This is a genomic window from Lampropedia puyangensis, from assembly GCF_004833285.1.
GTDB lineage: Bacteria > Pseudomonadota > Gammaproteobacteria > Burkholderiales > Burkholderiaceae_C > Lampropedia > Lampropedia puyangensis.
In genome coordinates this window covers 22,685-34,825 of sequence record NZ_STFG01000023.1, presented here as the reverse complement: position 1 = coordinate 34,825, position 12,141 = coordinate 22,685, and the positions used below count along the sequence as shown (strand labels likewise).

Annotated in this window: 8 protein-coding genes, 1 pseudogene and 1 other annotated feature; all 9 genes and pseudogenes read right to left on the bottom strand. The window is 56.8% G+C overall.

Going from position 1 to position 12,141, the window contains the following annotated elements; genetic code table 11:
* The 9 genes and pseudogenes from E9531_RS15015 to E9531_RS14975 all read right to left on the bottom strand — a co-directional run bounded on the left by E9531_RS15015 (nucleotide 1) and on the right by E9531_RS14975 (nucleotide 12,141).
* Nucleotides 1-1,234: pseudogene (locus tag E9531_RS15015) on the bottom strand (IS3 family transposase).
* Nucleotides 839-955, bottom strand: a sequence feature (AL1L pseudoknot). Its footprint overlaps the pseudogene before it by 117 nt.
* 327 nt (nucleotides 1,235-1,561) lie before the next feature.
* On the bottom strand, nucleotides 1,562-2,527 hold the full coding sequence (locus E9531_RS15010; RefSeq protein WP_136574587.1) for a ketopantoate reductase family protein: 966 nt from the start codon (nucleotides 2,525-2,527) through the stop codon (nucleotides 1,562-1,564).
* Nucleotides 2,528-2,570: 43 nt separating this feature from the next.
* On the bottom strand, nucleotides 2,571-3,449 hold the full coding sequence (locus tag E9531_RS15005; protein WP_136574586.1) for an ABC transporter substrate-binding protein: 879 nt from the start codon (nucleotides 3,447-3,449) through the stop codon (nucleotides 2,571-2,573).
* Nucleotides 3,450-3,510: 61 nt separating this feature from the next.
* On the bottom strand, nucleotides 3,511-5,187 hold the full coding sequence (locus E9531_RS15000; protein WP_136574585.1) for an ABC transporter substrate-binding protein: 1,677 nt from the start codon (nucleotides 5,185-5,187) through the stop codon (nucleotides 3,511-3,513).
* Between the two features lie 54 nt (nucleotides 5,188-5,241).
* On the bottom strand, nucleotides 5,242-6,621 hold the full coding sequence (locus E9531_RS14995) for an MmgE/PrpD family protein (protein WP_158291808.1): 1,380 nt from the start codon (nucleotides 6,619-6,621) through the stop codon (nucleotides 5,242-5,244).
* A gap of 48 nt (nucleotides 6,622-6,669) precedes the next feature.
* Nucleotides 6,670-8,358, bottom strand: a complete 1,689-nt coding sequence (locus tag E9531_RS14990; RefSeq protein WP_136574583.1) for a rhodanese-like domain-containing protein — start codon at nucleotides 8,356-8,358, stop codon at nucleotides 6,670-6,672.
* Nucleotides 8,355-9,731 carry an LLM class flavin-dependent oxidoreductase gene (locus E9531_RS14985; RefSeq protein WP_136574582.1) on the bottom strand — a complete coding sequence of 459 codons (1,377 nt, stop codon included), beginning with the start codon at nucleotides 9,729-9,731 and terminating at the stop codon, nucleotides 8,355-8,357. The genes E9531_RS14990 and E9531_RS14985 overlap by 4 nt, the downstream gene beginning before the upstream one ends.
* Nucleotides 9,728-10,498, bottom strand: a complete 771-nt coding sequence (locus tag E9531_RS14980; RefSeq protein WP_136574581.1) for a class II aldolase/adducin family protein — start codon at nucleotides 10,496-10,498, stop codon at nucleotides 9,728-9,730. The genes E9531_RS14985 and E9531_RS14980 overlap by 4 nt, the downstream gene beginning before the upstream one ends.
* A 56-nt stretch (nucleotides 10,499-10,554) precedes the next feature.
* Nucleotides 10,555-12,141 (bottom strand): ABC transporter substrate-binding protein, encoded by a 1,587-nt coding sequence (locus tag E9531_RS14975; RefSeq protein WP_136574580.1) that lies wholly within the window; start codon nucleotides 12,139-12,141, stop codon nucleotides 10,555-10,557.

The window sequence follows — 12,141 nt, the reverse complement described above, 5'->3', positions numbered from 1 at the left end:
TCAGGTCACCACAGCAGCGGCCTGGTTAGCGAGTTGGCGGTAGTAGTTTTCCTCAGCTTCTGCTGGCGGAATGTACCCGATGGGTTCAAACAGGCGATGGTGATTAAACCATGACACCCATTCGAGCGTTGCAAGCTCCACAGCGTCCTTTATTTTCCATGGCGCACGGCGATGGATTAACTCGGCCTTGTAGAGACCGTTAATGGTTTCGGCCAGGGCGTTGTCGTAGCTGTCTCCTTTGCTGCCCACGGAAGACTCAATGCCCGCTTCAGCTAGTCGCTCAGAATACCGAATGCTGACGTATTGCGACCCACGGTCGCTGTGGCATATCAGACTTCCATCGCGTTTAGGCTGCCTTGCGTACAGAGCTTGCTCCAAGGCATCGAGCACGAAGTCTGTGCGCATTGAGCTACTCACCCGCCAGCCCACGATGCGCCTGGCAAACACGTCAATAACAAAGGCCACGTACAACCGGCCTTGCCAGGTTGAAACGTAGGTGAAGTCGCTGACCCACAACTGGTTCGGTCGTTCGGCTCGGAACTGGCGGTTGACTCGGTCCAGCGGACATGGCGCTTTGCCGTCACTGACAGTTGTGCTGTACTACCTTGCCGCGTATGGCCCCAAGCAGCCCCAGCTTGCGCATCAGCCGCTCGACTGTGCAACGAGCCACTGTCACGTCCTCACGAGCGAACTGCCGCCACACCTTGTCTGCACCGTAGACCTGCATATTTGCTTGCCAGACCCGTTTAATCTCCGGGCACAGCACATCATCACGCACAGCCCGAGCACAGCGTTTGTGGGGTTCGCGTTGCAGCGCCGCATGCCTGCGATATGCCGAAGGGGCGATCTGCAGGACTTTGCAGAGCGGCTCGACCCCATAGGCATCGCGATGCTGGTTGATGAAGTCCCTCATGACTTCAATCGGCGGCCCTGCTCCGCCTGGGCGAAAAACGCACTGGCCAGCTTCAATATCTCATTGGCGCGGCGCAGTTCCTTGACCTCACGCTCAAGTTCCTTCATCCGCTGGAGTTCACTGGATGTGATGCCTTCGCGCACACCCGTATTGACCTCGGAACGCTTGACCCATTCATTTAAGGTGCTGCAGCACACAGCCAATCTTGGGAGTAATGGACTCGATAGCCGTCCACAACGACGGGTATTCCCCGCGATGTTCTTGCACCATCCTCACTGCGCGCTCACGCACCTCGGGTGAAAACTTGTTTGATTTCTTCATGGCTCAATCCTCTCAGAGTGTTGAGCCTCCTCAAAACCCGGGGTGATTCAGACTCCCTCGGATCTTATGCGATGCGTTGTATTCTTTCCTGTTCGCGGTACGGTAGGCTTTCTTGCCCCAAGTCGATTCACTCACGCTGCAATTCCATCGCTTAGCTGCGAGCATTTGTGAAACAAAGCCTCTCGTCACTCAAAACAGATTCAAGAGGTTTTTGCAAATGTTTTGCCACATCACATTTCGGCCTGCGGCCCCCAATAGCCAGGCAAGCCTGCTGATAGACCATGCCCAAAGATGAAGCACAGTTCGCATGCCCGCGCAAAAGGGACGTTAGTTTGTTTCCGCAGCAGCTTTGAACTGCAAAAGCGCCACTAAGGTATCGATCGTGGTGGTAGACACACCATATGCTCTCGCAATGTCCTGTACTGCTAAGAGTTGGCTGTCCAATTCCAATGGGCGACCAGCCTCAAGGTCTTGCAGCATTGAGCATCGATGGTGATTGCTGCGCATGCGGGCCAATCGGCTCTCAAGGTCTGGGGGAACTTGAACCCCCACCGCAGCCGCGACACGAGACCCTTCTGACATGACTGCCTCAAAAACGCCGAGTAAAGCCGGGGACTGTGCCACCTGACTGCCCGTCGAATGCGTCAAGCACCCCAATAGTGAGGAGCCCATATTCAGCAACAGCTTATGCCAAACCGCTGCTCGAATATGCTCACTGACAGTGACAGAGGGCAACCAATGGGCCAATTGGGAAGCCTGTGCAGGCACCGCCAAGCCTTCTAGCGCGGGCCCCAACACAAATGAATTGCTACTGGAGCGGTTTTGCACGACGCCAGGTGCCACCAGCTCATTGGCCGACAAGACCACGCACCCCAAAGCCCTGTCTGCACCCACACGGTGGAAAAGGCCCCCACCAGGATCGACCCTCTTCACCGGTTGATTGCCGAAGACCCCTTTCTGCCCAGCGAAGTACCACCACGGCACCCCATTCACTGCGCTGGCCACTTGTGTATGCGCCCCCAACACTGGCAGTAAGTCGTTGACGATATGAGGCAAGCTGTATGCCTTGACTGCGGTAATCACAAGATCGAACTGGCCAAGCCCTGCCGTACTCGGGTACGCACGCACCGGCACGGTGAAGTCTTCTTGTGGCCCGATCAAACGCAGGCCACGATCTGTAATGGCATCCAATTGCTGCCCCCGTGCAATCAAATGCACGTCCGCTCCCGCTTTAATGAGTCGGGCAGTTAAATGGCAACCAATCGCACCGGCGCCAAAAACCAAAATTCTCATATCACACTACGCCTTTTCCTTGCTTTTGTGAGTGGGTCTTCATTCACTGTGCGACCAAATCCTTGTACGTATGCGCGCCAGCCGTCAAGCTCCAGTTGCGCATGAAAGCGTAGGTTCCATCAAACCGCTCAGCCTCCAGCGGTTTGGCATGGGCATAGTGCACAAAATGATTGTGCAGCTCGTCCGCAGACAGCCACTCTTTCACGGGTGCCACAATGTAATGCTTGTACTTGGAGAAATCAGCCGTAATCAGGTCTGCCGCCTCATTCAGTACGCGCAGATACGCTTGCCTTGCTGCCTCGGATAAATCGGGTGAAATCACCTCGGCACCGCGATAGAAGTTCACCGCAATGATGTGCGCACCTTCCTTCAAGGCCAAGCTGATGTAAGGCTCCATCAGCGCAGCTGCACGCAACTGGCCCGATTTCAACGCTTCATAACGCCCAAGCGGTGAACCTGCATGCACCAAATTAACCTCTTCTTTTGCAAGTGCACCGCCCAATAATTGCAACGCGGTGTAGTGCGAGCCGGTGCGGTTATTGACCCCAACGGGAACGCCAGCCAAATCACGCGGTTCTTGCAATGCACGGTCAAACGACAGAATCGCCTGCGCAGCCACTGCTGGCCGCAAGGCCTGCACTTTGCTACCACGTTGGCTGTGTTCAGACCGGTCCAAACCAGCCCATTCGCACAGGTTGTACGCATCGGCTTTGCCTTGCTCAAACAAGGATTCTTTCTGTCGTTCAAACACCTGTGCAGAGGAGATGCTCGGGTCGTAGTGTTCAACGAACTGCACATCTAAACCTTCGCGCGCAAAGAGGCCATGCTCTAGCGCGACCAAGATGGGGAGGTCAAAAACAGGGCCATTCGGTGCCAGTCGAATACGCGAAAGAGTCGGCAGTGTTTGCGATTGTTCAGTCATCAGTCATGCTTTCTTTAAAGGAAGAGGAAGAGCGGCCTTGCGCACATGCGCACCCCGTCATTTATGGCGACAGCCACACATTCCCCAGCGACGAGCGGGCCCCATTAGGGTTGAAATCCAACCCATGCACTTTGGTGCTGTACAACGTGAAGTACGGTGAGTTCACGATCGGAATCATCGGCAAATCACGCATCGCAATGCGCTGAAACTCATGGAAATAGGCAATGCGTTTGGGCTCGTTGTGTTCCTTCTGAAAGTTCTCAATGATGGCGTCCAGCTCTGGATTCACATAGCCAGACGCAGTGATATACGGCACGCCAGGCGAGGCGGACTTCGACCAATACAGAGCAGACAGGCCCATTGACGGGTCCATCAGCGTAGAGAAGCCATTCAAGATGATGTCGAAGTTGTAGTCCGTCCAGATTTTCTTGATGTACACCGCTTGGGCATAGTTGTGCGTGGTGGCTTTGATGCCGACACGCGCCAAATTCTGGCGAATGTATTCGCCAGCCAAACCAAATGAATCGGCACTGGGAGAGAGATCAATATCGACGGAGAAGCGACTCCCATCACTGCCTCTAGGGTAGCCTGCCGCATCCAACAACTGCTCGGCTTTGGCCAAGTCCAGTGGGTACGTGGGTTTGTCTGCGGTGTAGAACTTCGCCAAAACGGGGGGGATCGGGCCATCCGCTACGCTGCCAATGCCATGCCAGACGGAATCGAGCAGCCCTTTTCTATCAATCGCAAAAGAAATGGCTTGGCGCACACGCAAATCAGCCAATATCGGATTGCGCACATTCAACTTCAAATAATAGATCTGCGAATTGCCTGAATAGCCACGCTCATCCAATGCAATCTCTTTGTTTTTGCGCAAGCGTTCTACATCAGAGAACGGCACGCCCGAATAAGGCAAGTACTGAATCTCTCCTGTCTCCAGCGCCGCTGCGCGTGAAGCGGGATCGGGTAGGCTGCGAAAAATCAACCGATCCAGGTACGGCTTGCCACTGTCCCAGTAATTCGGGTTTTTCACCAGCTCGACAAACTCCCCTTTCACCCATTGTTTGAAGACAAAAGGGCCTGTGCCAACGGGCTTGGCGTTATAGGGATTGTTGCGAATGTCCGTGCCCTCATACAAATGCTTGGGCAGCACTTGCGACTCCCCCGCGTGCAATGCACTCAAGATGGCCGGACTAGGCCTGCTGAGTTGAAGCACCACCGTATGGGCATCTGGCGTTCGCACCTCTTGCACTGCCGCAAACGTTGTACGCCCGCGGGGATGCAGCTTCTTCCAAATCTCCAAAACATTGAACTTCACATCGGCTGCCGTAAAGGGCTCGCCATCGTGCCACGTCACCCCCTCACGCAATTTGAAGGTCAGCGTGAGGCCATCGTCAGAAACAGTCCACGCCGTCGCCAAAGAAGCAATAGGCTGCAAGTTCTGGTCATAACTGACTAAGCCTTCCAGCACATTGGTAGAGACTGCTGCGTTGGCATACTGGTTGTGAAAGGCGGAGTTCAACTGCGCCGGGTCCGGGCTGATAGCGGCATACAGCGTGCCGCCATACACCGGTTTTTCAACCGCTGTTTGCGCAACCGTTTGTGCAAACGCATGGCTGCAAGCAAAGAGGCCCACTGCCAAAGCCGCACACCACGCAGCCCGCACACCGCCCCCTTTTACTGCACGCGCCATAGCCGGGCGCGGGCGACTGGCCTTCTCTGTATTGTTCATCCCAAACATCAAATCCACCTTTCAAAATGAATGCGACCTCGACGCCATCAAGGCCTCAAGTTGTCACCACAAATGCATTAAAAAATCTGCCATTTCTGGCCTCGTCTCAATCGTCTCAATGCGGTCAATCAACGCCTCTTGGGCACTGTGTGACAGTGCTTGAGGTCCCGCACTCATGCAGCCTCTGGCCTTGTCCTTTAAGGCAAGGTAGCCACTCTCCCCGGCAGCCAAATCGGGTAACTGCTCAATACGCACGGCGTACTGCTGGCCTGTATGCAAGACAACCCGCACCTCAGCCGGTGCATGCATGCTGGTCAAGGTGGGATCGACCCGCACCTGTGTTTTGGCGACAATCTCGGCAACGCGCTCTGAAAGCACTACATCGCGCGTCAATTCCGCCGGGGTATAGCGGCGATGGACAAGCGCACTGGCGACGGCATATTGCGCACAAAACTGCCCAATCACCTCCACATCACCACCGGCCTCAAAGGGGTAGCCCACCAGCTGGTGCATATAGGGGGTGAGCACGACATCGATCGCAGCCACTTGGTCAACCGCAATGTCGTGCCGGTGCACGACGGTCAGCGCTGCCTCCAAAGCCGCATGCGTGCAGCCACAGGTGGGGAATTTTTTATATGTGGTGTCTTGATTGAGAAAGACCTGCCCATAGTCAGCGGCCACATGGCTCAAGTCCGCCTCCTCGTACATGGCAAACAGGCCGTACTTGCCGTCCAGCGATTGGGCCGGCCCGGTAATGCCTTGCATTGCCAACCGCACAGCTTGTACCCCTGCTTTAGCGGCGAATGCAGCCATCAACCGCTTTCCTAAGGTTCGCTCTGTATGGTTTTGCAGCGTGCCTGCCGCTTGCAGCAATGCCAGACCCAGTGCGGACTTGAGTTGCTCCGACGTCAACCCGGCCAGCTTGCCTGCAGCCACTGTCGCCCCAAACACACCGTAAAGTGACACGCGATACCACCCACGGGTATTCAATGTGGCGCGCCCCAACCGGTAACCTAGCTCCGCCCCCGCAACAAACGCGGCAAGAAACTCTGCACCACTGCAATTGCGCCATTGCGCTGCCGCCAAGGCAGCGGGAATAATCGTCGCATCCATATGCCCAACGTGGGGACTGAGCGAATCGAAGTCGAGCGCAGAAGCAATGGCCGCGTTATAAAACGCCGCATTCGATACAGGGACTGCGGTGCCTTCGCCCCATAGACTGGCCTGAGCCGCACCGCCCTCCTCCAACGCCAAAGCGCGCACACCGTGCATTCCGGCAGCCGCTCTGCCCGCCAATGCCACAGCCAAGGTATCGAGCAGAGAGTATTTGGCGCTAGTAACTGCACCGGCAGGCAGGTCATCGCATTGCAGCGCAACCATGGTGTCAATCAGGGCATCGAAGCCCGGCATCTTCGGTACCGTGCGGGGGGCAATCACTTGCATCGTGATGCCTCCCATAACCTCTGCGGTTGGCTCAGAACATGAGGCATCTCATCCCCCCTGAACCTGCGCAATACGGAAGTGCGCATCGGGCCAATGCCCGATTTGTGCAGGCAATTGCGCTTCCCATTGCAGGTACTGGCGCGATGCCTGCGCATTTCCAGTATGGCGATCATGCAACCAATACAAAAAGTCCACCCGTTGCTCTGGCTGCAAGGTCGGTGCGTTGGGATCCACCACCAAACCCCATTGCGCCAAAGTCTCCCAATCGCCTAGATTCAATACCCCAACAGCCACAGGCTGGGCTGATGCAACGCGCGCTTGCCACTCTTGCGCCGCCAACGCGCCGACCACCGCATCAGAGGCAATGACCAAACGCACGCCGTTGTCTTTCGGCTCCACCGCATCCACCGCACCCTCCGCAATAGCGGCCCGGTGTGACCACACGGCCCCTGCTACAGCCCCTTGCACAAATACCTCGCTGGGCTGCACCGAAACAACGGCCGCGCCTGCACGTATCGCCTGTGCGACCTCCTCCAGCGTGAGCACGGGTGTGCCACGCAACAGCGCTTGCCGCTGCGCCTGCACGCTGTCCTTGTCAGTCGCCAAGGGCGCCGGTGACGCCACAAACGTATCTCCGGCAGCCAGCACTGCAACACTCCAGCCTTGTTGGTGCAACCAATACGCTGTGGTATGGGCACGCACGCCTTGGTCATCGGCCAGCACAATGCGCGCGCCATGCACACTCACGTGGGTATCTGTGGTTTGCAACAACTGCACACCGGCAACAGCAATGGCGCCGGGTACAGGGCGGGCTTTGGCCTCTTGCGGGTCACGCACATCCACCAGAAAGGTGGTACGGTGGTCATCGGCCTGCCATTGCGCCAAATCGTGGCGGCCCACCACAGGAATGGCAAGCGACTGTGTCAACACCTGCGCGCGGCTCAAGGCCGTCTCAGCCTCCACTGCCTCAGGCTGAGGCAGTGGTTCTGCGGCAGATTGCTCAACCCCAAATCCTGCCAGCTTCCATCCTTGCGTACCCCCTGATAAGACAGAAACGCGATAAGGCACTTGCGCGTCAATCAACGTCTGCCCCCCCATGATGCCGCGCGTGCGCCCTGCACAGCTGATGACCACGTGGGTATTGCGCGAGGGCACCAAGGTGGCCAAACGGTACAAGAGTTCTGAGCCTGGGCAACTGATGGCACCCGGCACATGAAAGCGTGCGTATTCTTTAGCGGTGCGGCTGTCTAACACCACCACATCGTCGCCTTGCTGCAGCAATTGCTGCAGTGCCTGCGGCTCCAGCGTGGGTGTATGCCGGGTAAGTTCTACGCACTCAGCAAATGCTTTGCTGGGCACATAAATCCCTTTGAAGACGGGGTAGCCCGCTGCAGCCCAAGCTGCAAGGCCCCCATCCAATACATGCAAATGGGTGTAGCCCAAACTGCGCAGGCGCTGGGCAGCCCGGTGCACAACTGCCACGGCACCAACCAATACCACTCTGGTGGAGCGCCGTGGCACACGTTGAATGATCTGAGGCTCCAGCTCACTAAAGGGAATATTGGCGGCCAACAACAAATGGCCTTCGCCATACTGCCCCGCCTCACTCACATCGACCAGCGCCAGCTCCGCACCATCTTGCAACCAGGCGTGCAAGTCTTGGGCGGACACCAACGCGGCACCCGTCGTGTCATCAAAGGAGTTGTCTTCGGACATATCAATCATTTCATCAGTCATGCAGCCGCTTGTGCGCTGCGTTGGGAGAAGGGACGAGGCGATGGGTGTGCTGGCCGCGACAAGCCCAGGTGTCCTCGTAAACTGGTGTGGGTGTATTGCGTTCTGAATAAGCCGCGCTGCTGCAGCACCGGTACGACCCCTTCCACAAAATCGCTCAAACTGCCTGGCAGCCACGGCGCCATGATGTTGAAGCCATCAGCGGCCTCAGCCTCAAAGTGCGCTTGCAATTCATCAGCCACGTCCTGTGCCGTCCCCGCCACCAACCAATGGCCCCGCGTGCCAGCCACGCGGCGGAACAACTGCCCCACCGTCAAGCCTTCAGCCCGTGCGGCTTCCAGCAACAAGCGCTGACGGCTCAAATTGCCTTGTGTGGGCGGTAACTCTGGCACAGGCGCATCGGCAGGCAGATGCGACAAATCAAACCCACCAATGTGCCGCTTGAGCAAAGCCCAGCCAATGTCGTCCTGAATCAGAGCCTGCTGTTGCTCCACCCGCTCTTGTGCGTGAGCGCGGCTTTGGCCAACCACGGGCATGACCCCAGGCATCACCAGCACTTGTGCAGGATCACGCCCGACTGCAGCCACCCGCACGCGGGTTTCCGCCAGAAATTGACGCGCATGCTCTATGGATTGTTGGGCTGCAAAAATCACCTCTGCGTGGCGCGCAGCAAACTGCCCACCTGCGGAAGAGGAGCCCGCTTGAATCAACACGGGATAGCCTTGCACAGGTCGGGGTGCATTGAGTGGCCCACGCGAGCGGAAATAATGGCCTTCGTGGCCCAGCACATGCAGCTTTGCAGGGTCAAAATAACGGCCAGTGGCCTTGTCAGCCACAAATGCATCGTCTTCCCAGCTGTCCCACAGGCCTTTGGCCACTTGCATGAACTCTTCTGCAATGCGGTAGCGTTCATCATGCTCTGGCAAACCAGCCAAGCCCATGTTCCACGCCTCCGTATCAGAGGTGGAGGTCACGATATTCCAGCCCGCACGGCCCCCACTGAGGTGATCCAACGTAGCAAACTGCCTTGCCAACAGGTAAGGCGGGATAAAGCTGGTTGAGGCGGTAGCGACCAAACCAATGTGCTGCGTTACCGGCACCAAGGCAGCCAGCACGGTTAAAGGGTCGGGGCGCAGCACGCGCGAGGTGCGGCCCAAGGCTTCATCTTCTGGGTATTGAAACCCGAGACTATCGCCAAAAAACAGCATATCGAAGCGACCACGCTCGGCAATGCGCGCAATTTCTACGTAGTGCTGCAGGTCATAGCCGTGGTGGGTGGCATCGTCGCGCCGCCATGCCGCGATGTGGTGACCGAGTTCCTGCACAAATGCGCCTAAACGCATTTGGCGTCGGGTCGACAGAGGCGCCTCGCTCATGTGCGGTATTCCGGTGCGGCACGGTCAATGCGGCGCACCAAAGCGGCCCAGTCGTGCTTGCCAATGCGGTTCCAACCATCTTTAGAGACGATTTTTGCAACCTGCGAAATCGCGCGGTCACGCACCTCATCGGAAAGCGTGTTGAGCTCCGCACTGTGGGTGCCAATTTGCGCAGCCAACTGCATCACGCATGCCCGTTGAATGCGCCATGCAAAACCAAAGGCCTCACCCACCGTTTCCCCTGCCACCAACACGCCGTGGTTGCGCATAATGAGCACGCGCCCATCCCCAAGGCTTTGCACAATTTCTTCGCGCTCTTCCACGTCAGAAAAGCCAGTGAACTCGTGATAACGAACAAAGGGGAAGACCGACAACGCCATTTGCGTCAGTGGCAGCAAACCGCCTTTTTGACTGGCAATGGCCACCGTTTCACGGGTGTGCAAATGGAAGGCCGCTTTGAGATGCGGGTGCGCTGCATGCACCGCACTATGAATAGCAAACGCTCCCGTCCCAATGATGCGGTTTTTGGGGTCAATCGTCGAGCCATCCAACGCCACACGTACCAGGTTTGAGGCGGTGATCTCATCAAACGCTAACCCATAACGATTGATGAGGAAGTGGTCTTCATCCCCAGGCACCACTGCCGAAAGGTGGCTGGCGAGCAAGTCGGTCCAGCCTAAGTTGTCTACCAAGCGGTAGGCCGCTGCCAATTCGGTGCGGGTTTCCCATTCCTGAGGGGAAAATTGTGCGCCTGCTGTATCAGACATGGTGTCGTTTCCTTTGTGATTGGTATGTTGTGTGGGGTCAGTCGTGGGCCATCGTCTTACTTCGCCAACCAAGCGTCGGCATAGCTGGAGCGCGACGCATCAGGGCGCTCATCAAGCCCATGCAGCTTCTTGTTGTAGATGGTGAAGAACGGCGCATCGACCAACGGAATCGCCGGCAAGTCAGTCAAGATCTGGCGTTGCAACGCATGGAATTGCTCCACCCGTTTTGCAGGGTCCGCCTCACGCTGGTACGCCTCAATGATTTGGTCGGTTTCTGCATTGGCGTAGCCAGTGGCATTCGCATACGAGACCCCAGGCTTGGCCGCTTTGGACCAGAACAAACGCGTCAAGCCCATTTGCGGATCCATCAGCGTGGAGTAGCCCTGAATCAGGCTGTCAAACTTGTAATCCGTATAGACCGCTTTGAGGTACGAGGCCACATCCAGTGCAATGGGGTTTAGTTCCACCCCGATACGGCTGAAGTCTTGCCGTAACGACTCGCCCGCAAAAGGAAAGCGCTCAGACGATGGCGATAAATTGATGCTGATGGCAAAGCGCTTGCCATTGGCCTGGCGTGGGTAACCCGCCTCATCAAGCAGGGCTTCGGCCTTTTTCAAGTCGTAGTCATACCGTGGAATGTCTTGCGCGTAAAAACGCGTCAACGACTTTGGAATGGGGCTGTCTGCCGCCTCCGTGACGCCATAGAAAATCGTCTCAGCCAAGCCTTGCTTATTGATCGCATGGGCCAGTGCTTGGCGCACCTTCACATTGCTCAGCGGTGCATTGCGGATGTTGAATTCCAAATAGTAGATTTGAGAGTTGTACTCGTACCCCTTCTTCGTGAATGCCAGCTCTTTGTTGTCCCGCAAGCGTTGCACATCGGAGAATGGCACCCCCGCAAACGGCACTACTTGCACCTCACCCGTTTCCAATGCGGCACCCCGCGCCGCTGCATCAGGAATCGTGCGGAAGATCAGGCGATCCAAATGCGGCTTACCGGCATCCCAATAATCGGGATTGCGCTCCAACTCCACAAACTGGCCTTTTTCCCACTTCTTGAAGCGAAATGGCCCCGTCCCCACCGGCTTGTTGTTGTACGGGTTGGTGCGCACATCGGTGCCTTCATACAGGTGCGCTGGCAGCACCTGGGCTTCTGCCGTATTCAACGCACTCAGGATCACCAAAGCCGGATGTTCTAGTCGAAAAACGACGGTGTGCGCATCAGGCGTTTCTACGTCTTTGAGCGGCGCAAAAGTCACACGGCCACGCGGGTGCAGCTTCTTCCAAATCTCCAACGCACTGAACTTCACATCGGCAGAAGTAAAGGACGTGCCGTCATGCCACTTCACGCCTTGGCGTAACCGAAAAGTGATGCTCAGGCCATCAGGCGCCACCTCCCACGCGGTGGCCAGTGCAGGTTGCGGCTGCTGGTTTTCGTCATACACCACCAAACCTTCGTAAATGTTGGAGGAGACAACCGCATTCGCGTATTGATTGTGGTAGCTGATATTGAGCACGGTGGGCTCAGGGTTCAGGGCGACAAAAAGAGTGCCGCCTTTTTGCGGTTCTGCAGCAAGGCCTGCGTTGGCAACAAGTGCCAACGCGATGGCAGGAATCCATTGGCGTAGAGAAGAGTTCTTCAT

What these genes read in the sequence shown, in the direction of transcription:
- E9531_RS15010 (WP_136574587.1), bottom strand. Translation starts at nt 2,527, where the DNA reads ATGAGAATTTTGGTTTTTGGCGCCGGTGCGATTGGTTGCCATTTAACT.
- E9531_RS15000 (WP_136574585.1), bottom strand. Translation starts at nt 5,187, where the DNA reads ATGTTTGGGATGAACAATACAGAGAAGGCCAGTCGCCCGCGCCCGGCT.
- E9531_RS14980 (WP_136574581.1), bottom strand. Translation starts at nt 10,498, where the DNA reads ATGTCTGATACAGCAGGCGCACAATTTTCCCCTCAGGAATGGGAAACC.
- E9531_RS14995 (WP_158291808.1), bottom strand. Translation starts at nt 6,621, where the DNA reads ATGCAAGTGATTGCCCCCCGCACGGTACCGAAGATGCCGGGCTTCGAT.
- E9531_RS15005 (WP_136574586.1), bottom strand. Translation starts at nt 3,449, where the DNA reads ATGACTGAACAATCGCAAACACTGCCGACTCTTTCGCGTATTCGACTG.
- E9531_RS14990 (WP_136574583.1), bottom strand. Translation starts at nt 8,358, where the DNA reads ATGACTGATGAAATGATTGATATGTCCGAAGACAACTCCTTTGATGAC.
- E9531_RS14985 (WP_136574582.1), bottom strand. Translation starts at nt 9,731, where the DNA reads ATGAGCGAGGCGCCTCTGTCGACCCGACGCCAAATGCGTTTAGGCGCA.
- E9531_RS14975 (WP_136574580.1), bottom strand. Translation starts at nt 12,141, where the DNA reads ATGAAGAACTCTTCTCTACGCCAATGGATTCCTGCCATCGCGTTGGCA.